This window comes from Pseudomonas plecoglossicida NBRC 103162 = DSM 15088 (genome assembly GCF_000730665.1).
In the GTDB taxonomy this organism is placed as follows: domain Bacteria; phylum Pseudomonadota; class Gammaproteobacteria; order Pseudomonadales; family Pseudomonadaceae; genus Aquipseudomonas; species Aquipseudomonas plecoglossicida.
The window spans coordinates 34,091-51,510 of the sequence record NZ_BBIV01000008.1; the positions used below are offsets into that span (position 1 = coordinate 34,091).

The window sequence follows — 17,420 nt, forward strand, 5'->3', positions numbered from 1 at the left end:
GAAGTGAGTCATGGCTGAAGCAGTCGTCGAAAACGCCCCCGCCAAGAGCGGTTCGCCCGCGAGCAAGCCGCCGCTGTTCGGCATGGCGTTTCTGGAAAACATCTCGCAGATGCCCATGCTGCGTCAGGTCGGCCTGCTGATCGGGCTGGCGGCGAGCGTGGCGATCGGCTTCGCCGTGGTGCTGTGGTCGCAGCAACCGGACTACCGCCCGCTCTATGGCAGCCTGGCGGGCATGGACACCAAGCAGGTCATGGATACCCTGGCCGCCGCTGACATTCCCTACAACGTCGAGCCCAACTCCGGTGCTCTGCTGGTCAAGGCCGACGACCTCTCCCGTGCGCGCCTGAAACTCGCAGCCGCTGGCGTGGCGCCCAGCGACGGCAACGTCGGTTTCGAGCTGCTCGACAAGGAGCAGGGCCTGGGCACCAGCCAGTTCATGGAAGCCACCCGTTACCGTCGCGGCCTGGAAGGCGAGTTGGCGCGTACCGTGTCGAGCCTGAACAACGTCAAGGCCGCACGCGTGCACCTGGCAATCCCGAAAAGCTCGGTGTTCGTGCGTGACGAGCGCAAGCCCAGTGCCTCGGTGCTGGTCGAGCTGTATCCAGGCCGCGCCCTGGAAGCCGGCCAGGTGATGGCCATCGTCAACCTGGTCGCCACCAGTGTGCCGGAGCTGGACAAGTCGCAGGTCACCGTGGTCGACCAGAAGGGCAACCTGCTCTCCGAACAATTGCAAGACACCGCGCTGACCATGGCCGGCAAGCAGTTCGACTACAGCCGCCGCATGGAAGGCATGCTCACCCAGCGGGTGCACAACATCCTGCAGCCCGTGCTGGGTAACGACCGCTACAAGGCCGAAGTGTCCGCCGACCTGGACTTCAGCGCGGTGGAGTCGACCTCCGAGCAGTTCAACCCGGACCAGCCAGCACTGCGCAGCGAGCAGTCGGTCAACGAGCAGCGCGCCAGCAGCCAGGGCCCACAGGGTGTGCCGGGCGCCTTGAGCAACCAGCCGCCAGGCCCGGCCTCGGCACCCCAGACCACCGGTGGCACTGCCGCGCCGGCCGGCGCGATCCAGCCGGGCCAGCCCCTGGTGGATGCTAACGGCCAGCAGATCATGGACCCGGCCACCGGCCAGCCGATGCTCGCCCCGTACCCTTCGGACAAGCGTCTGCAGACCACCAAGAACTTCGAGCTGGACCGCTCCATCAGCCACACCCGCCAACAGCAGGGTCGCCTGACCCGCCTGTCGGTGGCAGTGGTGGTCGATGACCAGGTCAAGGTCGACGCCAATGGCGAAACCACCCGTGCGCCCTGGGGCGCCGAAGACCTGGCGCGCTTCACCCGCCTGGTGCAGGACGCCGTAGGCTTCGATGCCAGCCGTGGCGACAGCGTGACGGTGATCAACGTGCCGTTCGCCGCCGACCGTGGCGAAGAGATCGCCGACATCGCCTTCTACCAGCAGCCCTGGTTCTGGGACATCGTCAAGCAGGTACTGGGCGTGCTGTTCATCCTGGTGCTGGTGTTCGGCGTGCTGCGCCCGGTGCTCAACAACATCACCGGCGGCGGCAAGCAGGCTACCGCGACAGACAGCGACATGGAGCTGGGCGGGATGATCGGTCTGGATGGCGAACTGGCCAACGACCGCGTCAGCCTGGGTGGCCCGACAAGCATTCTGTTGCCAAGCCCGAGCGAGGGTTACGAGGCGCAGCTCAACGCAATCAAAGGCCTGGTGGCCGAAGACCCGGGTCGCGTGGCCCAGGTCGTGAAAGAGTGGATCAACGCCGATGAGTGACAATCGAGCCATTACCGCCAAGCTCAGCCGCGTCGACAAGGCAGCCATCCTGCTGCTGTCGCTCGGTGAGACCGATGCTGCGCAAGTGCTGCGACACATGGGCCCGAAGGAAGTGCAGCGGGTCGGTGTGGCCATGGCGCAGATGGGCAACGTGCACCGCGAGCAGGTCGAGCAGGTGATGAGCGAGTTTGTCGAGATCGTCGGCGACCAGACCAGCCTGGGCGTGGGCTCCGACGGCTACATCCGCAAGATGCTCAATCAGGCGCTGGGTGAAGACAAGGCCAACGGCCTGATCGACCGCATCCTGCTCGGTGGCAACACCAGTGGCCTGGACAGCCTCAAGTGGATGGAGCCGCGTGCGGTGGCCGACGTCATTCGCTACGAGCACCCGCAGATCCAGGCCATCGTGGTCGCCTACCTCGACCCTGACCAGGCCGGCGAAGTGCTGAGCAACTTCGACCACAAGGTGCGCCTGGACATCATCTTGCGCGTGTCGTCGCTCAATACCGTGCAGCCGGCGGCGCTCAAGGAGTTGAACCAGATCCTCGAGAAGCAGTTCTCGGGCAACTCCAATGCCGCGCGCACCACCCTGGGTGGCATCAAGCGTGCCGCCGACATCATGAACTTCCTCGACAGCTCGGTGGAAGGCGCGCTGATGGATTCGATCCGCGAGGTCGACAGCGACCTGTCGGAGCAGATCGAGGACCTGATGTTCGTCTTCAACAACCTGGCCGATGTCGACGACCGCGGAATCCAGGCGCTGCTGCGCGAGGTGTCCTCCGACGTGCTGGTGGTGTCGCTCAAGGGCGCCGACGAGCGGGTCAAGGACAAGATCTTCAAGAACATGTCCAAGCGTGCCTCGGAGCTGCTGCGCGACGATCTGGAGGCCAAGGGCCCGGTGCGCGTCAGCGACGTCGAGACCGCGCAGAAGGAAATCCTCACCGTCGCCCGCCGCATGGCCGAGGCCGGCGAGATCGTGCTCGGTGGCAAGGGTGCCGAGGAAATGATTTAAGCGGCAAGCCTCAAGCTGCAAGCTGCAAGAAAAAGCGGACCTTTCATGGCGCCTTTTCTTGCGGCTTGCAGCTTGTAGCTAACCCAACCAGTAGGCATGCCAATGGCCAGCAAAGAATCCCACCCCAGTGACCTGATCCGCGCCCGCGACCTCGTGGGCGTCGACGTCTGGGCATTGCCCAGCTTCGACCCCGAGCCTGCGCCTGCGCCTGAACCTGAGCCGGAAGTCGTCGAGGAAGAAGTCGAAGAGGTGCCGCTGGAAGAAGTCCAGCCGCTGACCCTCGAAGAGCTCGAAGCGATCCGCCAGGAAGCCTACAACGAAGGCTTCGCCACCGGCGAGCGCGAGGGCTTTCACAGCACCCAGCTCAAGGTGCGCCAGGAGGCCGAGCAAGCCCTGGCGGCCAAGCTGGCCAGCCTGGAACAGCTGATGGGGCACCTGCTGGAGCCGATCGCCGAGCAGGACACCCAGATCGAAAAGACCCTGGTGCACCTGGTGGCGCACATGACTCGCCAGGTCATCGGCCGCGAGCTGCGCAATGATTCCAGCCAGATCACCCAAGTGCTGCGCGAAGCCCTGAAGCTGCTGCCCATGGGCGCAGACAATATCCGCATCCACTTGAACCCCCAGGACTTCGAGCTGGCCAAGGCCCTGCGCGAGCGCCACGAAGAGGGCTGGAAGCTGCTCGAGGATGGCGCCCTGTTGCCCGGGGGCTGCCGCATCGAGACCTTGCACAGCCGTATCGACGCGACCATGGAAACGCGCATCGAGAAGGCAGTCGCGCAACTGTTCGACCAACTGCACGACCAGGCCCTGCACCCGGCGGCGGCGGATCTGTCCATCGACCTGGACGTCTTTGATGCGCCTTGATCGCACCAGCTTCGGCAAGCGCCTGAGCGGTTACGCCGAGGCCATCGAGTTGCCGGTGCAGCCGGTGGTCGAGGGCCGCTTGCTGCGCATGGTCGGCCTCACCCTCGAGGCCGAGGGCCTGCGCGCCGCGGTCGGCGGGCGTTGCCTGGTGATCAACGACGACAGTTACCACCCGGTGCAGGTCGAAGCTGAAGTCATGGGTTTTTCCGGCAGCAAGGTGTTTCTCATGCCGGTCGGCAGCATCGCCGGCATCGCCCCCGGTGCGCGGGTGGTGCCACTGGATGACAGCGGTCGCCTGCCCATGGGCATGAGCATGCTCGGCCGAGTGCTCGATGGTGCCGGACGCGCCCTGGACGGCAAGGGCGGGATGAAGGCCGAAGACTGGGTGCCGATGGATGGCCCGATCATCAACCCGCTCAACCGCGACCCGATCAGCCAGCCCCTGGACGTGGGCATTCGCAGCATCAATGGCCTGTTGACTGTCGGGCGTGGCCAGCGTCTGGGGCTGTTCGCCGGTACCGGTGTGGGTAAATCGGTGTTGCTGGGCATGATGACCCGCTTCACCGAGGCCGAGATCATCGTGGTCGGGCTGATTGGCGAGCGGGGCCGGGAGGTCAAGGAGTTCATCGAGCATATCCTTGGCGAAGAAGGCCTCAAGCGCTCCGTGGTGGTCGCATCCCCGGCCGACGATGCGCCCCTGATGCGCCTGCGTGCGGCCATGTACTGCACGCGTATCGCCGAGTACTTCCGCGACAAGGGCAAGAACGTGTTGCTGTTGATGGACTCGCTGACCCGCTTCGCCCAGGCCCAGCGTGAAATCGCCCTGGCCATCGGTGAGCCGCCGGCCACCCGTGGCTATCCGCCGTCGGTGTTCGCCAAGCTGCCGAAGCTGGTCGAGCGTGCCGGTAACGGCGAGCGCGGAGGGGGTTCGATCACCGCGTTCTACACCGTGCTGTCCGAGGGCGACGACCAGCAGGACCCGATCGCCGACTCGGCGCGCGGGGTGCTCGATGGCCACTTCGTACTGTCCCGGCGCCTGGCCGAAGAAGGCCATTACCCGGCCATCGACATCGAAGCCTCGATCAGCCGGGTCATGCCCCAGGTGGTCGATGCCGACCACCTGCGCCAGGCGCAGAAATTCAAGCAGCTGTGGTCGCGTCTGTCGCAGAGCCGCGACTTGATCAGCGTGGGTGCCTATGTCGCCGGCGGCGACCCGGAAACCGACCTGGCCATCGCCCTGCAGCCCAAGCTGGTGGACTTCCTGCGTCAGGGGCTGGACGAGAATGTCGGCATGGAGCAGAGCCGCCAGCAGCTGGGGGCGATCTTCGTGCCGCCGGGCAATGGTCGATAGCCCATGAGCATGCCCAGCCGAGCCGCGCGTCTGGCGCCGGTGGTCAACATGGCCGAGGAAGCCGAGCGCAAGGCCGCCCAGCGCCTGGGGCATTTCCAGCAGCAGGTGGCCCAGGCTCAGGCCAAGCTGAGTGAGCTGGAATCGTTTCGCGAAGGTTACCAGGCGCAGTGGATCGAGCGGGGCGGGCAGGGTGTCGATGGCAGCTGGCTGCTCAACTACCAGCGCTTCCTGGCCCAGCTGGAAACGGCCATGACCCAGCAGCGGCAGAGTCTGGCCTGGCACGAGAACAACCTCAAGAACGCCCGAGGCACCTGGCAGCAGGCCTATGCCCGGGTCGAAGGGCTGCGCAAGCTGGTGCAGCGGTACATGGACGAGGCGCGGCGGGCCGAAGACAAGCGCGAGCAGCGCTTGCTGGATGAACTGTCGCAGCGGTTGCCCAGGCAGGGGCATCTGTAACCCGCTCTGGCCCTATCGCCTGTAGGAGCCGGCTTGCCGGCGATAGGGCCAGAGCAGGCAACCTTGATACTCGACCTACTGCCTGCTAAACCTTGAACTGTTGCACCCGCCATCATCGAAGGAATCGCTAGCATGGCCGTCGAGACCGATTTTTCGCAGGAAGGAAAAAAGCTCACGATCAAGATCAAGGGGCGTTTCGATTTCGGCAAGCACCAGGAGTTTCGCGAGGCCTATGAGCGCCAGCCCATGCGGCCCGACTCGGTGGTAGTCGACCTCAGGGACACCACCTACCTGGACAGCTCTGCGCTCGGCATGCTGCTGTTGCTGCGTGACCACGCGGGCGGCGACGAGTCGGACGTGCGCGTGGTGCATGCCAGCTCCGATGTGCGCAAGATCCTGGCGATTTCCAACTTCGAAAAGCTGTTCGACATCAGTTGAGCGCCCAGATGCCGGTCGAACAGGCGTTGACCGTGCTGGTGGCCGAGGACAGCGCCACCGATCGCCTGCTGCTGGCGCAGATCGTCCGGCGTCAGGGGCATCAGGTGTTCACCGCAGAGAACGGCGAGCAGGCCGTGGCGCTGTTCGCCGAGAAGCGACCACAACTGGTCTTGCTTGATGCTCTCATGCCGGTGATGGACGGGTTCGAGGCGGCGCGGCAGATCAAGGTACTGGCCGGCGAGGCGCTGGTGCCGATCATCTTCCTGACTTCGCTGAACGAGGAGGCTGCCCTGGTGCGCTGCCTGGAGGCCGGGGGCGACGACTTCATGGCCAAGCCCTACAGTGCGGTGATCCTTGGCGCCAAGATCCGCGCCATGGACCGCCTGCGCCGGCTGCAGGCGACCGTGCTCGAGCAGCGCGACCAGATCACCCGCCATCACCACCACCTGCTCAACGAGCAGCGGGTGGCCAAGGCGGTGTTCGACAAGGTCGCCCATTCCGGCTGCATTACCGCGCCGAACATCCGCTACCTGCAGTCGCCCTATGCGTTGTTCAACGGCGACCTGCTGCTGGCGGCGTTCACGCCCTCCGGCGACATGCACGTGCTGCTCGGCGATTTCACCGGGCACGGCTTACCCGCCGCCGTCGGCGCCATGCCCCTGGCCGAAGTGTTCTATGGCATGACCGCCAAGGGCTACGGCCTGGCGCAGATGCTTCGAGAGATGAACGCCAAGCTCAAGCGCATACTCCCGGTCGACATGTTCTGCTGCACGCTGCTGCTCAACCTGAGCGTGCAGCGCGGCACCGTGGAAATCTGGAATGGCGGCATGCCCGACGGCTACCTGCTGTCGTCTTCGGGGCAGGTGCTCTCGCCCCTGACTTCGCGCCACCTGCCGCTGGGCATCCTCGGCGCGGAGCGTTTCGACGACAGCACCGAGGTGTTGCCGATGGCGGCGGGCGAGCGGCTGTTGCTGCTGTCCGATGGCGTGGTCGATACCGCCGACGAGCACGACCGGCTGTTCGGCGTCGAACGCTTGCGCGCCGTGCTGACGGCCAACCGCGACCCGGCGCAGCTGTTCGGCGAGGTGATGCAGGCCCTGGAGCGCTTTGGTGGGCAGCCACGCGATGACATCAGCTTGTGCGATATCCGCATGTTCACCCCGCAGGAGCAGGTGCCGGCGCCGACGCTCTACTCCGACAGCGGGCGCTCCAGCCCACTGGATTGGGCGCTAAGCTTCGAATTGCGCAGTGAAAGCCTGAGGCGTTTCAACCCGGTCCCTTACCTGGTGCAACTGCTGCAGGAAATCCATGGCTTGCGGCCCCGTACCGGCGCCTTGCACAGCGTGCTCAGCGAGCTGTACTCCAATGCCCTGGAGCATGGCGTGCTGGGCCTGGATTCGCAGGTCAAGCGCGATGTCCAGGGCTTTGCCCATTACTACCGGGAGCGCACCCGCCGACTGGGCGCATTGGTCGACGGCTTCGTGCGCATCGACCTGAAAGTGGAACCGCAGGCCGCTGGCGGGCGTCTGACGATCGAGGTCCGTGACAGTGGCGATGGCTTCGACGTGCAGCACGTGCTGGCCCGCGCCCCGGCGGATCAGGGCCTGAGCGGTCGCGGCCTGGGTCTGGTACGCCGGCTTGGCAACAGTGCCGAGTGGTGCGAGGGCGGTCGTTGTGCGCGGGTGCGCTTCGAATGGTGAGCCGCCTGGCGGCTCAGGCATAATCCAGCTTGATCAAGGAGTGAACAAGTGACAGACATGCATATCGATCACAGGGTGCTCAGGGACCTGCAGGACGTCATGGAGGAGGGTTACCTGCAATTGCTGGAAACCTTTCTTCAAGACTCCGAGCAGCGCCTGAGCCAGCTGCACGGTGCTCGAACCACCACCGAGCTGAGCATGGCCGCCCACAGTTTCAAGGGCAGCAGCAGCAACATGGGTGCCATTGGCTTGGCCAACCTTTGCCAGCAATTGGAAGAGCGGATAAAAGAGCGCACGCCCTGCGGCATCGAAGAGCTGATCCATCGCATCGACCAGGAATACCTGGTGGTGCAGCGCTTCTACCGGGGCGAGCGTGAGCGGGTGTCCGCCAGCTGACAGGCAGGTTGGCGCGAGTTTTGCCTGTCTGTGCCAGGACGATTCAATGTTTCTGGCGCGGAGCCCCTTCTATGCCCAATCCTTTGTTGCAAGCCAGCCCCCTGAGCAAGCCCTCGAGTGCCGCTGCCTCGCGGCTGGACAAGCCGCAGCAGGCGGCGGGCGGGCAGGGCGGCGGCTTCGATCAGGTGATGGTCGGTCAGGGGCGCGACAAGCCGTCGATGCGCGACGACAAGATCAAGTCCACGGACAAGTCGCAAGTGCCTCAAGGCGGCAAGCAAGAGGCGGCAGACAAGCCCGACGTTGCCGATGACGGCAATGAATTGCCTGCGGGCATCCCGGACCAGGCTACCAGTGACGGCAGCTCGAGCACGCTGGATGCCAGCCTGGTAGCGGGCCAGGTCACCGATCCGCAGCCGGGTGCGCAATTGCTCCAGGCCCAGGCCCAGACCGTTTCGCCGGTGTTGCAGGCAGCGGCCCAGCAGCCATTGGTCGAGGCGTTGCCTGACACCGCCGCGGAGGAAACCTTCGACCCCGCCAGCGACCCCCTGGCCAACATGCCGACCCTGCGCCTGGCCCTGGAGCAAAGCGCCCAGGCCAAAGGCACGACTTCGGCCCATGCAGTGCAAGTAGCCGATGCATCCCAGCAACCGGCCGAGGATGGTCCGCTTGCCGTCAATCCATTGGCGAACCTGGTGGGAAAACTCGAAGACGAGGCGGGCCAGTCGGACTCGGGCGGCAAGGGCTTCGGCGCATTGCTCGACGAAGGCCTGAAGGACACCAAGAGCGCGAGTAGCGATACCCGTATCGATGATTTCGCCAACCGCCTCGCCAGCCTGACCCAGGCGGCCACGGCCAAGACCGCCAACGCCGTGCCGGTGAACACCAGCCCCCTGCACCAGCCGTTGGCGATGAACCAGGGCGCCTGGGCCGAAGGCCTGGTCAACCGGGTCATGTACCTTTCCAGTCAGAACCTCAAGTCGGCGGATATCCAGCTGGAGCCGGCCGAACTGGGGCGCCTGGACATTCGCGTCAATCTGGCGACGGATCAGTCGACCCAGATCACTTTCATCAGTGGCCATGCCGGCGTGCGTGATGCGCTGGACAGCCAGGTGCACCGCCTGCGCGAACTGTTTGCCCAGCAGGGGCTGGCGCAGCCGGACGTCAACGTCGCCGACCAGTCGCGTGGGCAGCATCAGCAGCATCAGCAGGCGCAGCAGGACGGGTCGCAGTTGTCCGGGGTAGCGGCGCGGCGGGCGCAGGAAGGCGGGCGTGTCGAGCAGGGTGAGCTTGCCGATGTTTCCAGGCCGGTCGAGCAGCAAGTGGTGATTGGCGATAGTGCAGTTGATTTCTACGCTTGAGATTTTTTTGGGTTTGAGATCGAGCGCCGCCCGCGCGGCGCTCGATCTCAACTGCACCACAACGTTTGCGACATGCCCTGCCAAGTGCCACCCAAAACCTGGCATAACACTTGCTCAAGCCACGTCATCCTCCTTTGAAACCCCGCTGGACGACGGATTATTGGCATGGCGAAGAGCGACGCAGTGAAAGACCCCGCCGCTAAAGGCAAACTCAAGCTGATCCTGCTGCTGGTGCTGGCCCTGTTGCTGGCAGTCGGCCTGTCGGTGGGCGCCACCTGGTTTGTCATGCACAAGAGCGAGTCGGCCCCGGTGGCCGACCCTGCGGCAAGCAACGTCAAGCCGGCGGCGATCTACGAGCCCCTGGCTCCCGCCTTCGTGGTCAACTTCAACCAGAACGGCCGCCAGCGCTACATGCAGGTGAGCATCACGATGCAAGGCCGCAGCCAGGCCGACCTCGATGCCCTCAAGGTGCACATGCCGGTGATCCGCAACAACCTGGTGATGATGTTCTCCGGGCAGGGTTTCGACACCCTCGCCAGCAGCCCGGTAGGGCTGGAGATGCTGCGTCAGAAAGCCACCGCGGTGGTGCAGGAAGTTGCCCAGAAAGAAGTCGGCAAACCGGTGGTCGACCAGTTGCTGTTCACCAATTTCGTATTGCAGTAGGAGTCCGCCATGGCCGTACAGGACCTGCTGTCCCAGGATGAGATCGATGCGCTGTTGCACGGCGTCGACGATGGGCTGGTACAGACCGAGAGCGTTGCCGAGCCTGGCAGCATCAAGGGCTACGACCTGACCAGCCAGGACCGTATCGTGCGGGGTCGCATGCCGACCCTGGAAATGATCAACGAACGGTTCGCCCGCTACACCCGCATCAGCATGTTCAACCTGCTGCGCCGTTCCGCCGACGTGGCCGTGGGCGGCGTGCAGGTGATGAAGTTCGGCGAGTACGTGCATTCGCTGTACGTTCCGACCAGTCTCAATCTGGTCAAGATCAAGCCCCTGCGCGGTACTTCGCTGTTCATCCTCGACGCCAAGCTGGTGTTCAAGCTGGTGGACAACTTCTTCGGCGGCGACGGCCGTCACGCCAAGATCGAGGGCCGTGAATTCACCCCGACCGAACTGCGCGTGGTGCGCATGGTGCTGGACCAGTGCTTCGTCGACCTCAAGGAGGCCTGGCAGGCGATCATGCCGGTCAATTTCGAGTACATGAACTCCGAGGTCAACCCGGCCATGGCCAACATCGTCGGGCCGAGCGAGGCAGTGGTGGTCTCGACCTTCCACATCGAACTGGACGGCGGTGGTGGCGACCTGCACGTGACCATGCCGTACTCGATGATCGAGCCGGTGCGGGAAATGCTCGATGCCGGCTTCCAGTCCGACCTGGACGACCAGGACGAGCGCTGGGTCAAGGCCCTGCGCGAGGACGTGCTGGACGTGTCCGTGCCGCTGACCGCCACGGTCGCCCGGCGCCAGCTGAAGCTGCGCGACATCCTGCACATGCAGGCCGGCGACGTGATCCCGGTGGAGCTGCCCGAGCACCTGGTACTGCGCGCCAATGGCGTGCCGTCGTTCAAGGCGCGCCTGGGCTCGCACAAGGGCAACCTGGCCCTGAAGATCATCGACCCGATCGAACGCCGCTGACGGTGTGCCGGTCGCTCTCTACGAATTGAATGCCTGTCGAGGACATCATGGCTAACGAAAACGAGATCACCTCCCCCGAGGACCAGGCCCTGGCCGACGAGTGGGCCGCAGCTCTGGAAGAAACCGGTGACGCCGGCCAGGCCGACATCGACGCGCTGCTTGGTGGCGACACTGGCAGTGGCCGCCTGCCCATGGAAGAGTTCGCAAGCTCGCCACGGCCGAAGGAAAATGTCAGCCTGGAAGGCCCGAACCTGGATGTGATCCTGGACATTCCGGTGAACATCTCGATGGAAGTCGGCAGCACTGAAATCAACATCCGCAACCTGCTGCAGCTCAACCAGGGCTCGGTGATCGAGCTTGATCGCCTGGCCGGCGAGCCGCTCGATGTGCTGGTCAACGGCACGCTGATCGCCCATGGCGAGGTGGTCGTGGTCAACGAGAAGTTCGGCATCCGCCTGACCGACGTGATCAGCCCCAGCGAACGCATCAAGAAGCTGCGCTGAGTGAAAGGCACGATGCGGGCCGTGACGGCCCTGGTTGCGCTGCTGGCCAGCGAAGTGGCCATCGCCACGGCCACTGTCACGCCGGCTGCGCCACCCGCCGCCGCGCCTGGCAGCCTGGGCGGGCAGTTGGCGCAGATGGTGTTCGGTCTGCTGCTGGTGGTCGGGCTGATCTTCTTTCTCGCCTGGTTGCTGCGCCGCATGCAGGGCGCCGCGCCCAAGGGCGGCCAGGTGATCGAGATCGTCGGCAGCCGCGCCCTCGGCCCGCGTGACCGGCTGCTGCTGGTGCAGGTCGGCAAGGAGCAGATTCTCATCGGCCACACCCCCGGCAGCATCGAGGCCTTGCATGTCATGGCCGAACCTGTGGAAGTGCCCGCCAGCGCCCGCCAGGCGACGCCGGAATTCGCCCAGCGGCTGATGGAGCTGATGGGCAAGGATCAGAAGGACAAGCAGTGATGAGCGGCGCCATGCGCATAGTGTTGACCCTGGTGCTGCTGCTGGCCGCGCCGCTGGCCCTGGCTGCCGACCCGCTGTCGATCCCGGCCATCACCCTGTCCAACGGCCCGGATGGCCAGCAGGAATATTCGGTCAGCCTGCAGATCCTGCTGATCATGACCGCGCTGAGCTTCATCCCGGCGTTCGTCATCCTGATGACCAGCTTCACCCGCATCATCATCGTGTTCTCGATCCTGCGCCAGGCCCTGGGCCTGCAGCAGACGCCTTCGAACCAGGTGCTGACCGGCATGGCGCTGTTCCTGACCATGTTCATCATGGCGCCGGTGTTCGACCGGGTGAACCAGGACGCCCTGCAGCCCTACCTGAAAGAGCAGATGACTGCCCAGCAAGCGATCGACAAGGCCCAAGGCCCGCTCAAGGACTTCATGCTGGCGCAAACCCGGCAGAGCGACCTGGACCTGTTCATGCGCCTGTCCAAACGCACCGACATCGCCGGCCCCGACCAGGTGCCGCTGACCATCCTGGTGCCGGCGTTCGTCACCTCGGAACTGAAGACGGCGTTCCAGATCGGCTTCATGATCTTCATCCCGTTCCTGATCATCGACATGGTGGTGGCCAGTGTGCTGATGGCCATGGGCATGATGATGCTGTCGCCGCTGATCATCTCGCTGCCGTTCAAGATCATGCTGTTCGTGCTGGTCGACGGCTGGGCGCTGATCATGGGCACCCTGGCCGGCAGTTTCGGCGGCGTCTGACGCCGTCAAGGAGAGACCTGCATGACCCCTGAAGTAGCTGTCGACCTGTTCCGCGATGCCCTCTGGCTGACCACGCTGATGGTCGCCATCCTGGTGGTGCCGAGCCTGCTGGTGGGCCTGGTCGTGGCGATGTTCCAGGCTGCCACGCAGATCAACGAACAGACCCTGAGCTTCCTGCCGCGTCTGCTGGTGATGCTGGTGACACTGATCGTCGCGGGGCCGTGGCTGGTGCAGAAGTTCATGGAGTACATCACCGGCCTGTACACCAGCATTCCGCAGCTGATCGGTTGAGGCGGCCATGCTGGAGCTGACCGACGCGCAGATCGGCACCTGGGTCGCGACATTCATCCTGCCGCTGTTCCGGGTGACGGCGGTGCTGATGACCATGCCGATCTTCGGCACGCGCATGTTGCCGGCGCGTATCCGCCTGTACGTGGCGGTGGCGATCACCGTGGTGATCGTGCCGGCGCTGCCGCCGTTGCCCGAGTTCGATCCGCTGAGCCTGCGTGGCCTGCTTCTGTGCGGTGAGCAGATCATTGTCGGTGCGTTGTTCGGGTTTTCCCTGCAGCTGCTGTTCCAGGCCTTCGTCATTGCCGGTCAGATCGTCGCGATACAGATGGGCATGGCCTTCGCCTCCATGGTCGACCCGGCCAACGGCGTCAACGTGGCGGTCGTCAGTCAGTTCATGACCATGCTGGTGAGCGTGCTGTTCCTGGTGATGAATGGCCACCTGGTGGTGTTCGAAGTGCTGACCGAGAGTTTCACCACCCTGCCGGTGGGCAACGCGTTGGTGGTCAACCACTTCTGGGAAATGGCCGGGCGCCTGAGCTGGGTGTTCGGCTCCGGGCTGTTGCTGATCCTGCCGGCGATCGCTGCGCTGCTGGTGGTGAACATCGCCTTCGGCGTGATGACGCGTGCCGCGCCGCAGCTGAATATCTTCTCCATCGGCTTTCCGCTGACCCTGGTATTGGGCATGGGCATCTTCTGGGTTGGCCTGGCCGATATCCTTTCCCACTACCAGGCATTGGCCAGCGAAGCGCTGCAGTGGCTGCGTGAACTGGCAAGGGCGCGCTGAGCATGGCTGAGAGCGAGAGCGGTCAGGACAAGACGGAAGACCCCACCGACAAACGCAAGCGCGACGCGCGCGAAAAAGGTGAGATTGCCCGCTCCAAGGAACTCAACACGGTCGCGGTGACCCTGGCCGGCGCCGGTGGCCTGCTGGCCTTCGGCGGGCACCTGGCCGAGACGCTGCTGGCAGTGATGCGCCTGAACTTCAGCCTGACCCGCGAAGTGATCGTCGACGAGCGGGCCATGGGTGCATTCCTGCTGGCCTCGGGCAAGATGGCGATCTGGGCGGTGCAGCCGGTGTTGATCCTGTTGTTCGTGATGGCCTTCATTGCCCCCATTGCCCTGGGGGGCTTCCTGTTCTCGGGCAGCCTGCTGCAGCCGAAATTCAGCCGCATGAACCCGCTGGCCGGGATCAAGCGGATGTTTTCGATGAATGCGTTGACCGAGCTGCTCAAGGCCATCGCCAAGTTCTTCGTCATCCTCGTGGTGGCGCTGGTGGTGTTGCTCAACGACCGTCAGGCGTTGCTGGCGATTGCCAACGAACCGCTGGAGCAGGCGATCATCCACAGCGTTCAGGTGGTGGGCTGGAGTGCCCTGTGGATGGCGGCGGGGCTGCTGTTGATCGCGGCGGCGGACGTGCCGTTCCAGCTCTACCAGACGCACCAGAAGCTGAAGATGACCAAGCAGGAGGTCAAGGACGAGTACAAGGACAGCGAAGGCAAGCCGGAAGTGAAGCAGCGCATTCGCCAGTTGCAGCGCGAGATGTCGCAGCGGCGCATGATGGCTGCCGTGCCGGAAGCTGATGTGATCATCACCAACCCGACCCACTATGCGGTGGCGTTGCAGTACGACCCGGAGAAGGGTGGGGCGGCGCCGTTGCTGCTGGCCAAGGGTACCGACTTCATTGCCTTGAAGATTCGCGAGATCGGTGTCGAGCACAAGGTGCAGATTCTTGAGTCCCCCGCGTTGGCGCGGGCGATCTACTACTCCACCGAAGTGGAGCAGGAGATCCCGGCGGGGTTGTACCTGGCGGTGGCGCAGGTGCTGGCCTATGTGTTCCAGATCCGCCAGTACCGCGCGGGCAAGGGCAAGCGGCCGGAGCCGTTGAAGGAAGATCTGCCGATTCCGCCGGACCTGCGCCGCGACAATTGATCGTGTTTCGCCGTCCTGGGCCTGGCGTCAGAGGTGTGGTGGTAGCGAGATCGAGCGCCGCCCGCTCCTACGTTTGTTTCGGGCCAGTAACGCCTGTGGCAGGCGCGCGCGACCGCCTTGTTTGTACGACGCGATATCGAGCCATGCGCGAAGGCGTCCGCGCGCAGATCCCACTGGCATATTTGGCCAGAAACAAACGTAGGAGCGAGCGCAGCTCGCGATGCGCCGCGCGGGCGGCGCTCGATCTCAAAACCACCCCACATGCAAAGTTGGAAAGCTTCTTGCAGAGCCCACGCCCAAGCGCCCCCCGGGCGTCAAAGTTTTGCATGAAGAGGACTCGCGGTGGATCGCACTCAGTTAATCAGCAACGCCCGCCAAAACCTGGCCGGTCTCGGCCGGGGCAACCTTGGGGTGCCGCTGTTGCTGCTGGTGATGTTGGCAATGATGATGTTGCCGATACCGCCGTTCCTGCTCGATGTGTTCTTCACCTTCAACATCGCCCTGTCGATCGTCGTCCTGCTGGTCTGCGTGTACGCTTTGCGCCCGCTGGATTTCGCCGCTTTCCCCACCATCCTGCTGGTCGCCACGCTGTTGCGCCTGGCCCTGAACGTGGCCTCCACGCGCGTGGTCATGCTCCATGGCCAGGAAGGCCATGGCGCTGCCGGCAAGGTGATCCAGGCCTTCGGTGAAGTGGTCATCGGCGGCAACTACGTTGTCGGTGCGGTGGTGTTCGCCATCCTCATGATCATCAACTTCGTGGTCGTGACCAAGGGTGCCGGGCGTATTTCCGAGGTGAGCGCGCGCTTCACCCTCGACGCCATGCCTGGCAAGCAGATGGCCATCGACGCCGACCTCAACGCCGGCCTGATCGACCAGGCCCAGGCCAAGGCGCGCCGCGCCGAGGTGGCCCAGGAAGCCGAGTTCTACGGTTCGATGGACGGTGCCAGCAAGTTCGTCCGCGGTGACGCCATCGCCGGCCTGCTGATCCTGTTCATCAACCTGATCGGCGGCATGCTGATCGGCATGCTGCAGCACGGCATGAGCTTCGGCGACGCCGGCAAGGTCTACGCCCTGTTGACCATCGGTGACGGTTTGGTGGCGCAATTGCCATCACTTTTGCTGTCCACCGCCGCCGCGATCATGGTCACCCGTGCCTCGGGTTCCGAGGACATGGGCAAGCTGATCAATCGGCAGATGTTCGATTCGCCCAAGGCGCTGGCGGTGTCGGCGGGACTGATGATCGTCATGGGCCTGGTGCCAGGGATGCCGCACATCGCCTTCCTCGGCCTCGGCCTGCTGGCCGCGGGTGGTGCCTACCTGGTATGGAAAAAGCAGCAGAAGACCAAGGTGGAGGCGCTGCAGGAAGCGCAGCGTCAGCAAGACCTGCTGCCCTCGCCGCAGCGTGCGATGGAAACCAAGGAGCTGGGCTGGGACGACGTCACCCCCATCGACATGATCGGCCTGGAGGTTGGCTACCGGCTGATTCCGCTGGTCGACCGCAACCAGGGCGGGCAGTTGCTGGCGCGGATCAAGGGGGTGCGCAAGAAGCTGTCCCAGGACCTGGGCTTTCTCATGCCCACCGTGCATATCCGCGACAACCTCGACCTGCAGCCCAGCGCCTACCGCCTGACGCTGATGGGCGTGATCCTGGCCGAAGCCGAGATCTACCCGGACCGGGAGCTGGCGATCAACCCCGGACAGGTATTCGGTACCCTCAACGGCATCGCCGCGCGCGACCCGGCGTTCGGCCTGGAGGCAGTGTGGATCGATATCGGCCAGCGTGCCCAGGCGCAGTCGCTGGGCTACACCGTGGTCGATGCCAGCACCGTGGTCGCCACCCACCTCAACCAGATCTTGCAGAAGCACTGCCACGAGCTGATCGGCCACGAAGAAGTCCAGCAATTGCTGCAGGTATTGTCCAAGGCTTCGCCTAAACTTGCCGAGGAATTGGTACCGGGTGTCATTTCCTTGTCGGGATTGCTCAAGGTCCTGCAGGCGTTGCTTGCCGAGCAGGTGCCGGTGCGCGACATTCGCAGCATTGCCGAGGCCATCGCGAACAGCGCCGGCAAGAGTCAAGATACCGCCGCGCTGGTGGCGGCAGTGCGCGTCGGCTTGTGTCGCGCCATCGTGCAAAGCATTGTCGGCGTTGAGTCCGAGCTGCCTGTCATCACCCTTGAGCCAAGGTTGGAACAGATTTTGCTCAATAGTCTGCAAAGGGCCGGGCAAGGTCAGGAAGACGGTGTTCTTCTGGAGCCGAGCATGGCCGAAAAGCTGCAGCGTTCGTTGATCGAGGCGGCCCAGCGTCAGGAGATGCAGGGCCAGCCGGCTATCCTTCTGGTGGCCGGCCCGATCCGCGCCATGCTGTCGCGCTTCGGTCGCCTGGCTGTACCGAATTTGCATGTTCTGGCGTATCAGGAAATACCGGATAACAAGCAAGTCACCATCGTTGCCACCGTGGGCCCCAACGGCTGAGGTAGTGGG

General features: G+C 64.4%; 18 protein-coding genes. All 18 read left to right on the forward strand.

Annotated elements, in window-relative coordinates; genetic code table 11:
* Positions 1-10: 10 nt before the first annotated feature.
* On the forward strand, positions 11-1,789 hold the full coding sequence (fliF, locus tag PPL01S_RS05890; RefSeq protein WP_016393831.1) for a flagellar basal-body MS-ring/collar protein FliF: 1,779 nt from the start codon (positions 11-13) through the stop codon (positions 1,787-1,789).
* Positions 1,782-2,801, forward strand: coding sequence for a flagellar motor switch protein FliG (fliG, locus tag PPL01S_RS05895; RefSeq protein ID WP_016393830.1), 1,020 nt, complete (start codon positions 1,782-1,784; stop codon positions 2,799-2,801). The genes fliF and fliG overlap by 8 nt, the downstream gene beginning before the upstream one ends.
* 102 nt (positions 2,802-2,903) lie before the next feature.
* Positions 2,904-3,668, forward strand: a complete 765-nt coding sequence (fliH, locus tag PPL01S_RS05900) for a flagellar assembly protein FliH (protein WP_016393829.1) — start codon at positions 2,904-2,906, stop codon at positions 3,666-3,668.
* Entirely contained in the window at positions 3,658-5,019 is a 1,362-nt protein-coding gene (fliI, locus tag PPL01S_RS05905; RefSeq protein ID WP_016393828.1) for a flagellar protein export ATPase FliI, read from the forward strand. The genes fliH and fliI overlap by 11 nt, the downstream gene beginning before the upstream one ends.
* 3 nt (positions 5,020-5,022) lie before the next feature.
* Positions 5,023-5,475 carry a flagellar export protein FliJ gene (gene fliJ / locus PPL01S_RS05910; protein ID WP_028625138.1) on the forward strand — a complete coding sequence of 151 codons (453 nt, stop codon included), beginning with the start codon at positions 5,023-5,025 and terminating at the stop codon, positions 5,473-5,475.
* A gap of 132 nt (positions 5,476-5,607) precedes the next feature.
* A complete protein-coding gene (locus PPL01S_RS05915) occupies positions 5,608-5,913 on the forward strand; it encodes an STAS domain-containing protein (protein WP_016393826.1) in 306 nt (101 codons plus the stop codon).
* A gap of 8 nt (positions 5,914-5,921) precedes the next feature.
* Positions 5,922-7,613, forward strand: coding sequence for an ATP-binding SpoIIE family protein phosphatase (locus PPL01S_RS05920; protein ID WP_016393825.1), 1,692 nt, complete (start codon positions 5,922-5,924; stop codon positions 7,611-7,613).
* Positions 7,614-7,661: 48 nt separating this feature from the next.
* Complete coding sequence (locus PPL01S_RS05925) at positions 7,662-8,009, forward strand: Hpt domain-containing protein (RefSeq protein WP_028625137.1); 348 nt, start codon at positions 7,662-7,664, stop codon at positions 8,007-8,009.
* A 71-nt stretch (positions 8,010-8,080) separates the two neighbouring features.
* Positions 8,081-9,367: a flagellar hook-length control protein FliK gene (locus PPL01S_RS05930; RefSeq protein WP_016393823.1), complete on the forward strand. Its 1,287-nt coding sequence runs from the start codon at positions 8,081-8,083 to the stop codon at positions 9,365-9,367.
* A 165-nt stretch (positions 9,368-9,532) separates the two neighbouring features.
* Positions 9,533-10,030, forward strand: coding sequence for a flagellar basal body-associated protein FliL (fliL, locus tag PPL01S_RS05935; protein ID WP_016393822.1), 498 nt, complete (start codon positions 9,533-9,535; stop codon positions 10,028-10,030).
* Between the two features lie 9 nt (positions 10,031-10,039).
* Positions 10,040-11,008, forward strand: coding sequence for a flagellar motor switch protein FliM (gene fliM / locus PPL01S_RS05940; RefSeq protein WP_016393821.1), 969 nt, complete (start codon positions 10,040-10,042; stop codon positions 11,006-11,008).
* A 47-nt stretch (positions 11,009-11,055) separates the two neighbouring features.
* Positions 11,056-11,511, forward strand: a complete 456-nt coding sequence (gene fliN, locus PPL01S_RS05945; protein WP_016393820.1) for a flagellar motor switch protein FliN — start codon at positions 11,056-11,058, stop codon at positions 11,509-11,511.
* 12 nt (positions 11,512-11,523) lie between these two features.
* Positions 11,524-11,964 carry a flagellar biosynthetic protein FliO gene (gene fliO / locus PPL01S_RS05950; protein ID WP_033743146.1) on the forward strand — a complete coding sequence of 147 codons (441 nt, stop codon included), beginning with the start codon at positions 11,524-11,526 and terminating at the stop codon, positions 11,962-11,964.
* A complete protein-coding gene (gene fliP, locus PPL01S_RS05955) occupies positions 11,964-12,719 on the forward strand; it encodes a flagellar type III secretion system pore protein FliP (RefSeq protein ID WP_028625136.1) in 756 nt (251 codons plus the stop codon). Before fliO ends, fliP begins: the two co-directional genes overlap by 1 nt.
* Positions 12,720-12,740: 21 nt before the next feature.
* Positions 12,741-13,010: a flagellar biosynthesis protein FliQ gene (gene fliQ, locus PPL01S_RS05960; protein ID WP_016393817.1), complete on the forward strand. Its 270-nt coding sequence runs from the start codon at positions 12,741-12,743 to the stop codon at positions 13,008-13,010.
* Positions 13,011-13,017: 7 nt separating this feature from the next.
* A complete protein-coding gene (fliR, locus tag PPL01S_RS05965) occupies positions 13,018-13,794 on the forward strand; it encodes a flagellar biosynthetic protein FliR (RefSeq protein ID WP_016393816.1) in 777 nt (258 codons plus the stop codon).
* Positions 13,795-13,796: 2 nt separating this feature from the next.
* Positions 13,797-14,939 (forward strand): flagellar biosynthesis protein FlhB, encoded by a 1,143-nt coding sequence (gene flhB / locus PPL01S_RS05970; protein ID WP_016393815.1) that lies wholly within the window; start codon positions 13,797-13,799, stop codon positions 14,937-14,939.
* Positions 14,940-15,281: 342 nt separating this feature from the next.
* Entirely contained in the window at positions 15,282-17,411 is a 2,130-nt protein-coding gene (gene flhA / locus PPL01S_RS05975; RefSeq protein ID WP_016393814.1) for a flagellar biosynthesis protein FlhA, read from the forward strand.
* Positions 17,412-17,420: the final 9 nt, after the last annotated feature.